Below are 16,301 nucleotides of genomic sequence, written 5' to 3' on the forward strand. Positions count from 1 at the left end.
ACCTTTAGATAATATCGACAGTGCGAAACTCTTCTTGTTCGAGTTCTTCTTGGTATTGTCTTTCTCGCGACTGTTCCGCGAGTTCTTGTTGTTGCAACTGAACGAATTTTTCTTTGGTTTTATGGGCTTGCCGTGCCTCTTTTTGTTTTTCTTTAAGTACCGAGCGTTCGTGCTCAAGCGCTTTTTTTGCTTCGGCAACGCGCTGTTTAAGCTCGGCTTCTCGCTCTCTCAACAACGCGATTTCTTGTCTCAATGTTTCCAACTCTTTGAGAACGAGTGTTTGTTGCTTTGCTTTGGCAAAACGTCGTTCTTCTTCTTCCTGACGCCAAACGTGATAGTCCTCGACGGAACGTTCGGCCTTTTGAACCTGTGCTGCCGAATTTGATACTCGGTATTCTTGGCGCTTAACGGCTTTATCCGCACGTTCAGCTCGAATTTGTTTGATTTCTAATAACCGTTCGATCATTGGTTCGCCATCCCTTTTAGTTGAGCGATAGCACCATCAAGATCACTTGGCTCATGCGTTCCTTGACGTAAAAAGGCGCGTATATCATCACTTTGTGCAATCGCCATATCTGCTCGGCTATCTGCCCCATGCTGGTACTCGCCAATTTTTATCAGTAGCTCAACTTCTTCGTACTTGGCTAACATTTCGCGAAGGTGAGCAGCAGACGCCTGATGATCAGGTTCAACGATTTGATTCATCACGCGGCTTGCTGATCGGAGTACATCAATGGCGGGATAATGGTTCATTGCCGCAAGTTTGCGCGAGAGAATGATGTGCCCATCTAAAATGGAGCGAGTTTCATCGGCGACAGGTTCTGTCATGTCGTCGCCTTCAACCAACACGGTGTACAGCGCTGTAATTGACCCTTTGTCAGATTGGCCGGCTCGTTCCATCAGCTTTGGCAAAGCGGCAAAAACGGAAGGCGGATAGCCGCGTCGTGTTGGTGGCTCACCTGCGGCTAGGCCAATTTCTCTCTGTGCGCGGGCGAAACGCGTTACAGAATCCATCAGCAGTAACACGCGTTTACCTTGGTCACGAAAATATTCCGCAATAGAAGTGGCAACAAAAGCGGCTTTGGCACGTTCCATGGCCGGGCGATCGGATGTCGCGACCACTAAAACCGATTTGGCCATTCCTTCTTCGCCCAAGTCATGCTCAATAAACTCTCGTACTTCGCGTCCGCGTTCACCAATCAAGGCGAGAACGGTCACGTCGACGTCTGCGGATCGAATCAGTTTTGCCAGTAGGGTACTTTTACCACCGCCCGCCGCTGCAAAAATGCCCATGCGCTGACCTTCACCACAGGTCAGTAGTCCATCAATGGATCGAACCCCAAGAGAGATTGGCTTTTTAATCAGTTTACGTTGCATTGGTGGCGGTGCATCGCGATAAACCGGATACCAAGCACTTGGTTCCTGACTTTGCGTACCATCGAAAGGACGCCCAAGCCCGTCAAGCGTTGTACCTAATAGGTGATCGCCAACGCCGACCTCATGCATTTTTCCCATTGGGCTAACTTCTGTATTTGAGGAAATCCCAAACATATTTCCTAACGGTGTGAGCAGAGCGTGATGCTGTTGAAAGCCAACGACTTCCGCTAATAAAGACAGAGTTTGATCAGGATTACGCAACTCACACAGCTCACCAACACGAACGCCGGGGACAACGGCCTTGATGATGGTGCCGGTTACTTGCGTAACGCGCCCGCGAATTTGGATCAGACGAGTTTGCCTGATCGCAGATTGTTGGATATCAGTGATGTATGAGAAATCGTTCAAGGTAAAAATATGCGCAATGATTGATGTTGGGAGGATAGAAAGGATGAGGGGGTATTTATAGTGAATATCAGTCGGGAGTTTTTAGAAAACTGAAAACGCACTAAAAAAACACGTCTGATTTTGACAGCTTCGAGAAAGCGCACTTCCTATAATTCGCCTGTATTGTACGGAAGGAGTGCAAGTGAATGAGTATTATCAACAATCATATCGCAACAAACCCAAAGTTTGATGCGTCTATCCAAAACGGGTTGGAATCGTCTCGTACCGACGCTTCACGAAAAGGCAATTACCGCGGTGAAACGGTCCGTGTTCACAATGCCACACAATCACTTTTTGATGCGATGGAAGAGCTCACTTCACTCGGTTCCGAAAAAGCAGAAAAAGATTTGACCAAGCGTAAAGTAAAAGACAGTGGCGTTCGAGTTAATGAAGCGCACGAACTCGTTTCTGACTATCTGCGAAAAGTCCCTGATCTTGAAAAGAACCAAAAGATCAAAGATCTGGCTGCAAAAATGGCGGGAGGAAATATCTCGACCATCGCTCAATTGCAAGCTTATTTGAATGGATTTTCAGAGGAGAAAAGCCATCAATACCTTGCGTTAAAAGCCGTTAAAAAGTTTTTGAGTGCGAGCCCAGAAAGTAAACATCTACTAGCGCTGATTGATCAAGCGATTCTGAGAATCGAGCAAAACCCAGATTCTTGGGCTCAAATTGATACGGAAATTCGCGTCTCAAACTTTGCTGATGAGTACAGCCAAGAGCAAGAGTTTAGCTCATTACATCAGCTGCGCGGTTTCTATCGCGATACCGTTCATAGCTATCAAGGGCTCGGCGCTGCTTATCAAGACGTAGTGGCGCGCTTTGGTGAACAGGAGGTATCGACCGCTGTTGAGTTTATGCTGCAAGGCATGAGTGCAGATCTTAGTGTTCAAGGCAGCAGTATCGACTCGGTTAAGTTGCAGTGGTTGATGTCCGATATGCAAAAACTCAAAACTCTGAATACGTTGCAAGATCGCGTGAGTCAGTTGTTCCAAATGTTTAAACCGGAAAGGACGAGTTATGGCTTATCAAGTTTCTAATTTGATGGCTGATGTGATTGCGTTGGTAGAGCAGCGATGGGTAAGCAGTGATGAGATTTGGAAAGTCTCCAACGCAATGGAATTGACGGCGGTACAACAAAAAATCGATTTTTTTCGAGAGTTCCACAAGTTAGTTCGCGCGATCCCTATTGATGTATTCGCCGATGAAGAACAACGACAGAATTTAATACAAGCGGTACAAAAGGCGCTAGACGAAGCCATTGATATAGAAGAAGAGGAAGCGTGGGAAGATGAGTTGGATTGATGCATCCGTCAATGAATTTTGCCGAGGAATGGGGCTCGATGCCGTCGATTTCTCATCAGCTGGACGGGTGCAGCTGGATTTTGAGCAAAGCGGTACACTACATATTGAGCGACACGGGGAGCAGCTATTCTTGATGTTGTCTCAAGCGTTATCTTGGCATCAAACCAGTGACATCATTCAAAGCGCACTCAGTTTGTGTCATGCCGATCAAGGCTGGCCTTTCGAAATTAAAACTGGTTTGTTAGATGAGCAAACTTTGGTTTTTTCTGCGAGGTTAAACGGAGAAGAGGTCACGCTTCCGACTTTAGAACAAGCGTTTACGCTTTTGGTTCGTCTACATAACGATGTGGCAACCTCATGACTCGAGTAAGCACTTTAAACGTAGGCATAGAAGCCTTCACGCATGTTACGCATAGTGAGGTTAAGGCCGATTTCCCCGAACGGTTTCAATTACTTCCTGATGGACAGGCGGTCGCTACGCACTTAGAGAAGCTCTATGACCTCAGGCCTTCAGACCAATACCTAATCGCGTTAACCAAGCCAAAATTGTTGCACTCAGAATTGTTGCGTCCAGAAAAGTACCGCCAACAGTTCGATGAAACGTTGGCTCAGTTGCAAGTTCTTGCACAGGATTCAGGCTCCGCTTCTTTTATCAAAGCATCCGAAACGTTACAAAGCACGCAACTGGATCAGCGCTACCTCACCATGGCGCTCAATCTTCTTATCCAGGTCTAACCAACATGTTGAGATCCAAAGACATTGAACTGTTGCTTGTTCACGCTGCACTACAAGTTCAATACCAAAAGCCAGAGCATGCTATCTCTATTCTCGATGCGGTTTTAGAGATAGACCCGCAACACAAAGAGGCGATGCAAACGCTCGCAGTGGCGTGTTTACAAAGTGGTCGATATGAGCGTGCTGTTGAGGTATGTGAGCACTTATTAAAATCCGACCTTAAACCTGATTCGGCAGGACTCTGGTTTTGCTTAAGCCAAGCTCGTTGGAAACAAAATGACGTCGATGGGGCACGCCAAGCGCACCGACGCTATCTGCAATCTTTAAATAGTGAATCACATGAATAAGTTGATCGATATTTTAAACAAGGTAGGGCAACGTAAAGACATTATGCTTGCTGTGATGTTGCTCGCGATCGTCTTTATGATGATATTGCCACTGCCTACCGCGCTGGTGGATGTGCTGATTGGCACCAACATGAGCATTGCGGTGGTGCTGCTTATGTTAGCGATTTACATCACTACGCCGCTTGAGTTCTCTGCATTTCCTGCGGTGCTACTGATCACGACATTGTTTCGTTTGTCTTTATCCATCACGACAACCCGTTTGATCTTGCTGCAAGGCGATGCTGGTCAAATCGTTTATACCTTCGGTAACTTCGTTGTGGGCGGTAACTTAGTGGTCGGTATCGTTGTGTTCCTGATCATTACCATTGTTCAGTTTATGGTGATCACCAAAGGCTCGGAGAGGGTTGCAGAAGTTAGTGCGCGATTCTCACTTGATGCGATGCCTGGTAAGCAGATGAGTATTGACGGTGACATGCGCGCTGGGGTGATTGACGTACACGAAGCACGGCACCGACGATCACTGATTGAAAAAGAAAGCCAAATGTATGGCTCGATGGATGGCGCGATGAAGTTCGTTAAAGGCGACTCCATTGCTGGTTTGGTCATCATTGTGGTCAACATCTTAGGTGGCGTCACGATCGGGGTAACGCAAAAAGGCATGAGTGCTTCTGAAGCGCTTGAGTTGTTTGCGATTTTGACCGTTGGCGATGGTTTGGTGTCGCAAATTCCGGCTCTGTTTATCGCGATTACGGCCGGTATTATCGTGACGCGTGTTTCTCATGAAGACTCTTCTGATCTTGGTTCGGACATTGGTGGGCAGGTCATTGCTCAGCCACGTGCGCTTCTTATTGGCGGTGTGCTTTTGGTGCTGTTCGCACTGATTCCTGGTTTTCCAAAAATTACTTTTCTGGTCTTGGCCACAGTGGTTGGTGGTGGTGGTTTCTTCCTTTTCTATCAACAGAAAAAACAGGCTGAATCAGATAGTACCGACTTATCAAGCTTTGTTTCGCAAGGGGCGGGTTCACCAGCAGCGAAGCCAAGCAAACCAACCCCATCTAGAAACAGTAAAGGCAAATTAGGTGAGCAAGAAGAGTTCGCCATGACGGTCCCGCTCTTAATTGATCTTGACGCGAGCCTTCAGGAAAGCTTGGAAGCGGTCGCATTGAATGAAGAGCTAGCAAGGGTGAGGCGCGCACTATATCTCGACCTCGGCGTGCCTTTCCCGGGTATCCACCTGCGTTTTAACGAGGGGATGCAAAATGACGAATATTTAATTCAGTTACAAGAAGTTCCGGTTGCACGAGGACGAATTGTAAAAGACCAACTCTTGGTGACAGAAGGGAATGAGCAGATCGACTTATTAGGCGTGCCTTATGAGCAAGATGAAGATTTTCTACCCGGTATTTCTAGCATTTGGGTGGCACAAAGTTACGAGCAAAAACTCACGACTAGCCATGTCGGCTTTCTCACACCCGACAGAATTTTAACGTACCACTTGTCTCATGTTCTCAAGGAGTACGCACAAGACTTTATTGGTATTCAGGAGACGCGTTATCTATTGGAGCAGATGGAAGGCAGTTATTCGGAGCTAGTTAAAGAGGCCCAGCGCATTGTCCCGTTACAAAAAATGACGGAAATCTTGCAACGCTTGGTTTCTGAAGATATTTCCATCCGAAACCTTCGCGTGATCTTGGAAGCCATGGTTGAGTGGGGCCAAAAAGAGAAAGATGTTGTACAGCTGACGGAGTACATTCGTTCCAGCTTAAAACGTTACATTTGCTACAAATACGCGAGCGGACAAAACATGTTGCCCGCTTACTTATTAGATCAAAGTCTCGAAGACACAATACGCAGCGGTATTCGTCAAACCTCTGCAGGGAGCTACTTGGCGTTAGACCCGTCAGTAACTCAACAATTTGTGAGTGATGTGAAACAGACCATTGGTGATTTAAGCCGCATGCCGAATAAGCCTGTGTTAGTTGTGTCTATGGATGTACGCCGATATGTGCGAAAGCTTATTGAATCGGAGTACTACGATCTGCCCGTTTTGTCATTTCAAGAATTAACTCAGCAAATCAATATTCAGCCACTTGGAAGGGTGGGGATGTAATGAAAACAAAACTAATGCTCTCGCTCGCGCAAGCGGGGATCGAAGTGACGCCATACTTTTGGCAAAAAAGTGAAATTCAACTTGGTTATCGAATTGAAGTAGAGGGTTTAGAGCTCGTTTTTCGGGTGGAGGACGGAGAAATCATCATCGTTCTTCTGAAACGCGTTCGTCCAAAATTGGGGTTGAGTAACCCCTTTGCCGGCTTATTTCTCTTGGCTGAACATGCCATTCAACTTTATCCCTCCGATTGGGTCATTCGCGGAAACGTTGATGTGTTACGTGGTAGCAACATGAGCAGCCAGCGATTAGCACAGTTCTATCTAAAAGCATGCGGTGCAAGCCATGATGAGCTAGACGACTGGTACTGTTTACGCCTAGCAGATTATAGACCTTTGAAAAAGTTGAAAAAGTAAAAACTCACGACTGTTACTGACAGCACCGATGAGATGACCCGCTTTAAGATAGGAATCAAGATGAAGCAACCGTTTACCGATGCGATTGAGAACGCTGAGCTTGCCATTAGAAAAGCTGAAGACAGAACCGATATTTTTAACGAGCTATTGGAAGGCTTAGGTGTTGGTCCTGTTGCGGGTGATGTTTTACTTGGCGGCATAAAAGCGCCAGTAGATACCATGAAACGTGCAGAGCAAGAGCTAATAGACGAAGTCCAGCGCCGCCGGCAACAACAAAATCAGCTACAAGGTACGTCAGGTAAACGCAGAAAGCGTCCCACAGTGATGCGCGGCATGATGATTTAGAGGTTTGGAAATGACGAATATGAAAACGACTGGCTCTACGACAGGAGCAACAGACACAGCTGCGAGTAGTGCACCATTACCCACTTTCCAACAAAACTTGATAGAGGCATTTACCCCTGTACTGGGTGAAGCAGAGACTCAGCAACTTGCCTCTCTAATTTCTTCATTGCCAACTATCTCGGGACAAACGGAATCACAAAGCATCGCGCTTTATGTTGATACACTTGAAAACCTAAACGCGAAAAATAACGCGTTTGCTGGTATATCATTGACCGACACCGCATCTGTTTGGATAAAGTCGCTACAAAGTGCTAACTCAGATGGCGAATTAACCGCAGCCGAGTTCAATGCTCAAACAAACCAAACGCTATCAAATCAGTTTCAAGCTTGGTTTAGTAAGTTACTGACGGAAAACGTAGATAGCTCGTTATCTACTGAGTTTGTTAGTCAATTTAATTTGGGGACTCAGAGTAACCAAGCGGAGCAGATCGCCAACCTATCCGAGACAAAACTGGCTAATGCCACCAAAGAAATTTCTCTTTTTGTTGCAGAGCTTGCTAATCAAATGGGCTTCCGTGAAGTGAGAGATGCTTCTATTTCTTTTCTTCGCAATGCCTTTAGTAGCTTAGGTTCCGTTAATCTCGCGCAACTGAAGAGCTCGGATTTCCTGTTGACTAAAGAGAGTTTCGCTCTTCAAGTCTCAGCTCAATTAAAAAGTAGTTTTCAAGGCATCGGTATTACTTTAAGCACCGATGACGCAAGTGCGCTAGCTAACAGAATTACCTGGACTCCTGGTATTTCTAAACAGCAGCTTAAAGAAGCGTTAGATGAAATGGCCGTTCAAGTGAAAGGCCAATATAGCGCAGCTTATGGGGATGCGGCTGGAACGAAAAATCTTAAAGCGGCACTTAACACTGTCATTGGTGGAACCGAACCTTTGACGCTTTCTGGCTTGTTCGCCAACTTCGCCGTGAGTTTAACAAAGATAGAAATCGACAACTTTTACCAAGATAGCGCGATAGCCGATGTCCAAAAGACACAAATAACGGCAGCTCAAGTTAATTTAATCAAAGAAAACACCGAACGAGACATCCGATTACAGTTTGAAAAAATAGTAAAAGGTGAATCTACCGGGGCTTCGTTTACCGAGCGGTATGAGGCATTGCGCAAGAACTTAGGGGCATTGAAAGAGCGTCTACTCAATATCACCGATAAAGAGAAAGCGGATCGCGAGGTGAGAGCAGAGCACTCTTTGACGGCTCGTGATTTGCTGGCTGTCGTTGAATCTAGTATTGGTGATCGCTTTGATGAGCGCGTGCTGTTTGCCTTAAACGAGCGTCGCGTAAATCGCTTAGAAAAACGTAACGAGCAAAAGGAAGCACTGCAAGATTTAACCGTGCAACTAAAAATCTTTGGTGTTGTTCAGTCGAAAATTCACTCTACGCAAAGTGTTGATGGAGTTTATAAACCGGGAGATCCAGAAAGTAACTTCAAAGCGAGTGACTTTAACTACAGCAATCAAACGGATTTCGAAGCTTCACCTGAGTACAAGTATTTGACGGATAATAAGATAACAAACCATCGAGACTTCCTTCAAAAACAAGGTATTACTATCGGTGATGGTGCGTCGTACCAAGACGAAGAGAAGTCGAAAAAACTGTCTAATTTTTCTAGTTCTGTCAGTGCTAAATCCAAGTTGCTTAACGATGAAGTGCAAATCAAAACCACTGAGCTGAACGACACCAGTTCTCAATACAACTCGACCGTTGAAGCAATGAACAAGTTTGTTCAGAAGTACCACAGTATTTTACAAGAAATCCTACGAGCCATTTAAGGATAACCAACCATGACTAAAACAAACGCGACCGATCCATCCCAAATGCAAGCAGAAGAGCTGCTGTCTTTTCTGGAAGAGGGAGGCACGCTAAAAATGTTGCACGATGTGTCTCAGGACACCATCGAACATATTTATGCCGTAGGTTACAACTTTTTCCAATCGGGAAAGATTGAGCAAGCAGCGAAAGTATTTCAATTACTCAGCATGCTTGATCATTATCAGGCGCGATTTTTCATTGGCCTTGGCGCGGCTCGTCAGGAGTTGGGTGAGTATCTGCAGGCAATAGACGCCTACAGCTACGCAGCGCTAGTGGACGTAAATGATCCACGCCCACCTTTTCACTCTGCTGAATGTCACCTGAAACTGGAACAACTGACAGAAGCAGAGAGTGGGTTTTATAGCGCGAAGGAGATGTCTGCCGGAAAATCACAATATGCAGATTTGCATGAGCGTGCAGGCATCATGTTAGAAGCGGTGAGAAATAAAAAGGAGTAATTAGACTATGAGTTCTATTGCACTTGACCGCATCCAGACACAGGTTTATAGCCCTGAATCTGGCCAAACCACGTTAGATAACGTGCAGAAAACGGCGTCTGCAGCGACGCCTTCTGTGACGGTAGAAAACGTGAAGAGTAAAGATGCAGATGTACTGAACACTGGAAAAGTGAAAGTTCAGTTAGATGCACCTAACGCAGCTGTTAGCGACAAAGTGAATGATTTGACGCTAAAAGCCATGGCACAGCTGCAAAAGATCGTCGATACCATTGCAAAATCTCTCCATGCAGTTGCAGACCAAACAGGTTCGATTGCAGTCAAAATCATCGCAGGTTCTGCTGATGATTTTGAAGTAGAGCTTGCTGCTATCACGGATAAACTGAAAAGTGCTCAAAACGAGCTGAAAATTCAGGAAGTGAAGGTCGCAAAAGCTAAGCACGAAAAAGAGATGGTGGAAAACCAAGACAAAATCAAAGAATCGGAAGCCGCTGCAAAAGAAGCCCAAAAATCAGGCTTAGCAGCGAAGATCTTTGGTTGGATCAGTGCGGTGGTTTCTATTGTTGTTGGTGCCGTAATGGTGGCAACGGGTGTTGGTGCAGCAGCTGGTGCTCTTATGATCGCTGGTGGCGTCATGGGAGCAGTGAGCATGGCGCTGCAAGAGCCAGCCGTTCAAGATGCGCTAAAAGAAGCGGGCGTAAATGTCGATGTGCTAAACAAAGTCGTAATGGCACTAGAAATCGCCGTCGCGGTTATTGGAGCTGTTGTGACGTTTGGTGGTGCAGCAGCTGGCGGTATCGCGAAACTTGCAGCAAAAGGTGCTGGTAAGGTAGCTCAAAAGGTCACAGAAATCGCTACGAAAGCCGCTGCAAACATGGCGAAAGTGGCGGATATGGGCACAAAAGCTGCGACAACAACAGCGAAAGCGATTCGTTATGGCGCAGAAACCGTCGATCTTGCCGTCAACGTGGGTAAAGGCGCAACGGACAGTGTCCACGCAGCTAACAATGCTCACGTGACAGAAATTCAGGCTGATATCACAGACCTTCGCGCCAAAATGACCTTAAGCCAGGCCGTCATCGACAAGCTTAAAGAAGAAATTGGCAAGTTGATGGAAGATTTCCAAGAGCTGATGAGCGTCATCATGCAAATGATCCAAGCGAAAAGTGAAACCATGCAAACGGTGTTAAGCCGTCCTGCAACGGTATAAGGAGTTTATTATGCTAGATAAAGTAGGCGGAACGGGACGCGGCGAACTGTATGGTTTAGGCGACACTATCAAAACAACCAAAGCAGAAAAAACACCAGAAACAAAGCTTGAAGCGGGCGCTATTAAAAGCCAAAGTGAATCAGGTGTTTCTGGTGCAGCACGCTACCAGTTAGAGACTCCTAAAGTACCAGCAGTGAGCAACCAAGCTCAAGTTGTTGCAAACTTAATGAACGCTCTTGCACCGACGGTCAGTTCGCTAATGAGCACAACAATGAAAGCGCTTAACGGTGAAGAGGTGATCAAGTCACCATCAGATGCGGTATCACAATCGTTGACGCTATTAACATTGTTGTATCAAGTATCAAAGCTGAGCCGTGAGCAGCAAGTGCTACAACGTGAAATTGCTGTTGAAGCAAACGTCGCGAGTTTAGAAAGCCAAGCGGCAGAACTAAACAACTCGGCAAGTGCGATGATCGCGATGGCAGTCGTTTCGGGTGTATTAGCGGGTGCTACCGCAATTATTGGTGCCCTTGGTTCTTTCAAAGCAGGGAAAGAAATCAAGAATGAAATGGCGAGCAATAATGTACTGAAAACGCAAAAAGCTGGCTTCGATCAAGCAGAAGAGTTATTGAATAACAATAGCTTGTCTAAAACTCAGCAAGATCAGGTTAAGCGTGCGCACTCACTAGCGAAAGACAATATCGCAGACACGACAGCGCAGCTGACAAGTGGTGGCCGTAAGTTCGATAAGTTGATGAGCTCAAACCAAGCGAAGAACGCTATTCTTCAAGCTTTGGGCCAGATGGCAAACTCAGCATCGAATGTAGAGCAAACCAAAGCGCAAGCGCGCAGCAAAGATGATGAAGTACAAGCGACTCGCGCACAAGCAGCCAAACAGAAAGCCGATGAAAACATTGGTTTCCAAGAAGGTTTATTGAAAGAGCTACGTGACTTGTTCCGTTCTATCTCAGATAGTCAGAACCAAGCGTGGCGAGCGTCAGTCCCAACGGTGTAACCGTCCATCTCATTAACTACAAAGCGTTGTTTATACAACGCTTTTTTTGTGCAATTCAAGTATAGATATTATTTATCAGTAGGTTACGTTGATAAAAAAGTACATATCTATAATTCAACCTTCAAAGATGAGAACTCAAACGTTATCAAATTGTTAACGGTTGCTATACTTAAACGGTCATTAACACAGGTAAAAAGGATGTTCAATGTTTAAGTTTAAGCAAATCGCACTTGCTGCTTCTTTAGCGGCACTCACAACTGGCTTTTCTGCGTCTGCGGAAGAAACGTTTGTCACGATTGGTACTGGTGGCGTAACAGGGGTTTATTATCCGACTGGTGGAGCAATTTGTCGCTTGGTTAACAAATCGCGAGAAGATCACGGTATCCGTTGTTCGGTAGAAAGTACTGGGGGATCGATTTATAACATCAACACTATTCGTGCTGGTGAATTGGATCTCGGTATCGCTCAATCAGACTGGCAGTATCATGCTTACAAAGGAACCAGTAAGTTTAAGGAAAGCGGGCCTTTTAAAGAACTACGCGCCGTATTCTCCGTTCATCCAGAACCGTTCACTGTCGTTGCACGTAAAGACGCGAACATCAAAACTTTTGATGATTTGAAAGGTAAGCGCGTCAACATTGGTAACCCTGGCTCAGGTCAACGAGGCACCATGGAAGTGTTAATGAGCCAGTATGGCTGGAGTAACGATGACTTTAAGCTTGTGTCTGAGTTAAAAGCAGCAGAGCAATCAAAAGCACTTTGTGATAACAAAATTGATGCGATGATTTATACCGTTGGTCACCCAAGTGGAGCGATTAAAGAAGCCACTACGTCGTGTGATAGTAATATCGTAACGGTAGCTGGACCTAATGTAGAAAAATTGGTTGCAGACAATAGCTTCTATCGTGTCGCAAATGTACCGGGTGGTATGTATCGTGGCACAGATAGTGATGTTCAAACCTTTGGTGTGGGTGCGACGTTTGTTTCCTCTACTGCGGTACCAGAAGATGTGGTTTATAACGTGGTCAAAGCGGTATTTGAAAACTTCGATGATTTCCGCCGTCTCCACCCAGCGTTTGCGAACTTGAAGAAAGAGGAAATGGTAAAAGACGGTTTATCTGCGCCTCTTCACCCAGGTGCGCTTAAATACTACAAAGAAGTAGGGCTGATTAAGTAACCGTTACTTTCGCTTATTATTGATGTAAAACGCCATCTTTCGCGACTAATGCCACTCGTTTAACAGCGAGTGGCATATTTATGTCTCTCGTCATCCTGTACAGCGACGGAGGAGCGTGATAAAGGATCTTCTATCCGAGCACTTTATGGTCAAAATAGTTTCATTAGCCGCTCAGCGTACTGCTATTAGATTCCTAGTCTCGCCAAGGCTCGCTGGAATGACACAAAAACCTCGTTAAGCTATCTGCATTAATCTTTCGCGATGGCGTTTTTTATAGGAGTGTTATCTACTTGTGCAAGCTTTACTTAAGCATAAACATCAATGAAAAAGTAGATAGTGATCAGAATAGAAGAAAGAGCAACAAACCCTTTAACATGATTGGGATTAAGTTGACGAGATACACGAGCTGCAAGATAACCACCCACCAACGTACCGACCAAAACAACGCTACCTGTGCGCCAGTCAATGGAACCATTCGCAACAAATATCACGATAGCAATGAGTGAAACACACGTAGATACCAGCAATTTCAAACCGTTCATTAAATTAATGTCTTGGTGACCCGCTACTACCAGATAACTCAGAACAATAACCCCTAAACCTGCGTTGAAAAAACCACCGTAAGCAGAGACACCAACAAGTAATAGACCCAAAGCGATTGCTCCGAGTATTCCTGCGTGTTTGTGCTCTTTCGCGACAGTTTTGATAAGCATTGTTAAACGAGAACCAGTCAGGAAAAGCACGGTGGCAAACAAGAGTAGCCAAGGAATGGCTTCCAAAAATAGCGATTCTGGTGTGTTGAGCAGCAGATATGCTCCGACAGCGCCACCTACTAAACTGAATGAGACTGTGAACAACAGTTCTTGCTTGTTCTTCATGATCTCTTCTCTGAAGCCAACGGCTCCGCTAATGTACCCCGCACATGAAGCATAAGTGTTTGTTGCATTGGCCATAATAGGAGGCACACCAACCGCCAATAGGGCTGGAAAAGTAATAAAGCTTCCGCCTCCCGCAATGGAGTTAATGATCCCACCAACTACGCCGGCAACGAATAAAAGCGCTAGTTCTAAAAGCATAAACAATCCTTGTTATGTTCTTTTTCATTGTTAGAGCTTTAGATGGCCCATCCCACATGCTCTAGTGTTCTGATATGAAGTTTACTTTACCCGCTCTAAAACAAAATTGTTCAGTTCTGTGACGTTTTTGATGACATGAACGGTTTTACTTTGAGAGTACCCTTCGAGACGAGACATAAAGTCATCATTCCAGAATGCAGGGCATTGCTGAAGAACTTTGTAGCTTTGTAATGTCCCTTTCAATACCGAACTGCCATCAGGCCAACCTTCGGGTTTAATAAATAGTCCTTTAAGGAGACGTTTCGTCACAAACCAATAGCTTACGGAGTATGGTAGATCAATATAAACGAGAGTATCGGCTGCATCTAAACGAGCATTAAAGGAGCTGATAGGCCCCAGACCATCTATGATCCAACGATCTGAGTGAAGTATATTGCTATGTGCTTCATCAAAAACGTTACGCTCAACGGGCTCACCGTTTGGTTTATAGACTATGGAATCTAATTGATGAAGAGGGAGATCGGTAGCAGACGCGATTGCTTTACTTATCGTCGATTTTCCGCTGCCGGGCTTACCAAAAACCGCTACTTTTTGCATGTGACCGCCTCCAAAAGAGTATTTCCCATACGGTAGAGACAGAAAACCCACCGCTATGGGTGGGTTCGATAAATATTGAGCGCATCAAATATCCCACCATTCCTATGGAATGATGATAATTCGTTGGTTAAGTTGCGCTAAGTGTGTATTCATGCAACTACTCTTATATATAGGCGATGACTTGTCAATATTGTTTTGCTTAATAAGTGAACGATTTGATAGGAGAAAGAAAAGCCATCGCGATGGATGGCTTTATCTAGGTTGAAAGAGACAGCTATTACTGCTCAACGCTCACTGGCTGTGCTTTAAACTTTTGAATCAGCTTTACGATTAGTGGACTTGCCAGTACCAATACGGCTAAAACAGTAAAGGTAAGGGTAATAGGGCGCTCCCATAGGAAACTCAATTCGCCGTCTGAAATCATTAATGCGCGGCGTAAGTTCTCTTCCATTAATCCCCCAAGGATGAAACCCAGCAATAAAGGCGCAAGTGGGAAGTTAGCGAGTCGAAGTGCAATGGCAGCCATAGCGACAATCAGCATCACGAACACATCCATGGTATTGAATGAGACCAAATAAACTCCGGTGATTGAGAAGAATAAAATCATCGGCAGAAGTACCGTTCTAGGCACCGCCAAAAGCTTTGAGATGTACGGAATCAACGGTAAGTTCAGGATCACGAGTACGATGTTGCCGAAGTACATGGAAATGATCACCGACCAGAACACGTCTGGGTGCTCAACAAACAGGCGAGGGCCCGGCTGAATACCGTAAGCGATCAGCGCGCCGAGCATTATTGCTGTTGTACCAGAACCCGGAATGCCAAGCGTTAGCAGCGGTACAAATGAACCACTAGAGGCTGCGTTGTTCGCTGATTCTGGCGCGACCAAACCACGGATACTGCCTTTACCGAACTCTTCCTTTTTCTCTTTAGGTGCGAGGTTGCGCTCCATACCATAGCTTAAAAAAGCAGCAATGGTTGCTCCTGCGCCAGGAAGAACGCCAGTGAAGAAACCTAATATTGAAGAGCGAATTGAAACAGGCGCAACATCTTTGATTTCTTCCTTGGTCACTTTCATTGAGCCAATGTTACTCAGCTTTTCCTGTTCTTCATCGCTGGTGTCTTTTGATGGTTTAAGAATGCCCATCAATGTTTCACCCAGTGCGAATGTCGCCATTGCAAGCAACAAGAAGCTAAAGCCATCCATTAAATCCGTCAAACCGAAGGTAAAGCGTTCAACGCCTACGCCTTTATCGATACCAACTGTAGATAGCATCAAACCAAGAATGGTCATCATCCATGCTTTGATGACCTGACCTTTCCCCGCAAAAGCCGCGACTGCTGATAACCCAAGTAGCATCAACGCAAAATAGTCTGACGATTGGAAGCTAAGTGAAACGCTAGCCAATGCTGGTGCGGCAACAAGCAACATAATGGCAGATAGTGTACCGCCAGTGAAAGAAGAATAAGCTGCCAAAGCTAATGCTTTACCTGCTTGGCCTTTTTGAGCCATTGGGTATCCGTCGAATGCTGTCACTACGGTTGAAGAACAACCCGGCGCGTTAATTAAAATCGACGACGTAGAACCACCAAATACCGCACCGTAATAAACACCCGCCATCAAAATAAGGCCAGAAGAGGGCTCTAGGCCATAAGTAATTGGGATCATCAAAGCAATGGCTGAGATCGGCCCAAGCCCAGGTAACATGCCGATAAATGTACCGACGAAACAACCAACGATCACCATCATGATGTTCATTGGCATTACTGCAGTGGATAAACCTTGTAGAATTCCATCTAACATAATTCAGTCCTTTC

The 16,301-nt window shown here is 45.5% G+C and carries 18 protein-coding genes; 13 read left to right on the forward strand and 5 right to left on the reverse strand.

What is annotated here, in order from left to right:
• Positions 1 to 4: 4 nt before the first annotated feature.
• On the reverse strand, positions 5 to 466 hold the full coding sequence (locus tag FR741_RS07455; RefSeq protein WP_152814918.1) for a type III secretion protein: 462 nt from the start codon (positions 464 to 466) through the stop codon (positions 5 to 7).
• Positions 463 to 1,785, reverse strand: a complete 1,323-nt coding sequence (vscN, locus tag FR741_RS07460; protein ID WP_167426535.1) for a SctN family type III secretion system ATPase VscN — start codon at positions 1,783 to 1,785, stop codon at positions 463 to 465. The genes FR741_RS07455 and vscN overlap by 4 nt, the downstream gene beginning before the upstream one ends.
• A gap of 185 nt (positions 1,786 to 1,970) precedes the next feature.
• On the opposite strand from vscN, the gene sctW reads away from it, so the two are divergent.
• The 13 genes from sctW (at position 1,971) to FR741_RS07525 (ending at position 12,810) form a co-directional block, all read left to right on the forward strand.
• Complete coding sequence (gene sctW, locus FR741_RS07465; protein WP_005395115.1) at positions 1,971 to 2,864, forward strand: type III secretion system gatekeeper subunit SctW; 894 nt, start codon at positions 1,971 to 1,973, stop codon at positions 2,862 to 2,864.
• The gene (locus tag FR741_RS07470) at positions 2,845 to 3,129 is read left to right on the forward strand and encodes a TyeA family type III secretion system gatekeeper subunit (protein ID WP_085344780.1); all 285 of its coding nucleotides are present in this window, start codon (positions 2,845 to 2,847) and stop codon (positions 3,127 to 3,129) included. Before sctW ends, FR741_RS07470 begins: the two co-directional genes overlap by 20 nt.
• Complete coding sequence (gene sycN, locus FR741_RS07475) at positions 3,116 to 3,490, forward strand: type III secretion chaperone SycN (RefSeq protein ID WP_012841776.1); 375 nt, start codon at positions 3,116 to 3,118, stop codon at positions 3,488 to 3,490. Before FR741_RS07470 ends, sycN begins: the two co-directional genes overlap by 14 nt.
• On the forward strand, positions 3,487 to 3,864 hold the full coding sequence (gene vscX, locus FR741_RS07480) for a type III secretion system protein VscX (protein WP_005377246.1): 378 nt from the start codon (positions 3,487 to 3,489) through the stop codon (positions 3,862 to 3,864). The genes sycN and vscX overlap by 4 nt, the downstream gene beginning before the upstream one ends.
• A gap of 5 nt (positions 3,865 to 3,869) precedes the next feature.
• A complete protein-coding gene (gene vscY, locus FR741_RS07485; RefSeq protein ID WP_167426536.1) occupies positions 3,870 to 4,211 on the forward strand; it encodes a type III secretion system chaperone VscY in 342 nt (113 codons plus the stop codon).
• Complete coding sequence (gene vcrD / locus FR741_RS07490; protein WP_269819755.1) at positions 4,195 to 6,321, forward strand: SctV family type III secretion system export apparatus subunit VcrD; 2,127 nt, start codon at positions 4,195 to 4,197, stop codon at positions 6,319 to 6,321. Before vscY ends, vcrD begins: the two co-directional genes overlap by 17 nt.
• Positions 6,321 to 6,734, forward strand: coding sequence for an LcrR family type III secretion system chaperone (locus FR741_RS07495; RefSeq protein ID WP_047009808.1), 414 nt, complete (start codon positions 6,321 to 6,323; stop codon positions 6,732 to 6,734). Before vcrD ends, FR741_RS07495 begins: the two co-directional genes overlap by 1 nt.
• 60 nt (positions 6,735 to 6,794) lie before the next feature.
• Positions 6,795 to 7,079: an LcrG family type III secretion system chaperone gene (locus tag FR741_RS07500; protein ID WP_005395092.1), complete on the forward strand. Its 285-nt coding sequence runs from the start codon at positions 6,795 to 6,797 to the stop codon at positions 7,077 to 7,079.
• A 10-nt stretch (positions 7,080 to 7,089) separates the two neighbouring features.
• Positions 7,090 to 8,913, forward strand: coding sequence for a virulence-associated V antigen (locus FR741_RS07505; RefSeq protein ID WP_167426538.1), 1,824 nt, complete (start codon positions 7,090 to 7,092; stop codon positions 8,911 to 8,913).
• A 12-nt stretch (positions 8,914 to 8,925) separates the two neighbouring features.
• The gene (gene vcrH, locus FR741_RS07510; RefSeq protein WP_005377258.1) at positions 8,926 to 9,411 is read left to right on the forward strand and encodes a SycD/LcrH family type III secretion system chaperone VcrH; all 486 of its coding nucleotides are present in this window, start codon (positions 8,926 to 8,928) and stop codon (positions 9,409 to 9,411) included.
• Positions 9,412 to 9,418: 7 nt separating this feature from the next.
• On the forward strand, positions 9,419 to 10,618 hold the full coding sequence (gene vopB, locus FR741_RS07515; protein WP_167426539.1) for a type III secretion system translocon subunit VopB: 1,200 nt from the start codon (positions 9,419 to 9,421) through the stop codon (positions 10,616 to 10,618).
• A gap of 10 nt (positions 10,619 to 10,628) precedes the next feature.
• Entirely contained in the window at positions 10,629 to 11,633 is a 1,005-nt protein-coding gene (gene vopD, locus FR741_RS07520) for a type III secretion system translocon subunit VopD (protein WP_167426540.1), read from the forward strand.
• Between the two features lie 205 nt (positions 11,634 to 11,838).
• Positions 11,839 to 12,810, forward strand: a complete 972-nt coding sequence (locus FR741_RS07525) for a TAXI family TRAP transporter solute-binding subunit (protein ID WP_006741544.1) — start codon at positions 11,839 to 11,841, stop codon at positions 12,808 to 12,810.
• Between the two features lie 305 nt (positions 12,811 to 13,115).
• Here the strand turns inward: FR741_RS07525 and FR741_RS07530 are convergent, their stop codons facing one another.
• The 3 genes from FR741_RS07530 to FR741_RS07540 form a co-directional block, all read right to left on the reverse strand.
• Entirely contained in the window at positions 13,116 to 13,886 is a 771-nt protein-coding gene (locus FR741_RS07530) for a sulfite exporter TauE/SafE family protein (RefSeq protein ID WP_005395076.1), read from the reverse strand.
• 81 nt (positions 13,887 to 13,967) lie between these two features.
• The gene (locus FR741_RS07535) at positions 13,968 to 14,483 is read right to left on the reverse strand and encodes a P-loop NTPase family protein (RefSeq protein WP_104971761.1); all 516 of its coding nucleotides are present in this window, start codon (positions 14,481 to 14,483) and stop codon (positions 13,968 to 13,970) included.
• Positions 14,484 to 14,760: 277 nt separating this feature from the next.
• Positions 14,761 to 16,287, reverse strand: a complete 1,527-nt coding sequence (locus tag FR741_RS07540) for a tripartite tricarboxylate transporter permease (RefSeq protein WP_048626439.1) — start codon at positions 16,285 to 16,287, stop codon at positions 14,761 to 14,763.
• Positions 16,288 to 16,301: the final 14 nt, after the last annotated feature.

The sequence above is a fragment of the Vibrio diabolicus genome, assembly GCF_011801455.1.
Taxonomy (GTDB): domain Bacteria; phylum Pseudomonadota; class Gammaproteobacteria; order Enterobacterales; family Vibrionaceae; genus Vibrio; species Vibrio diabolicus.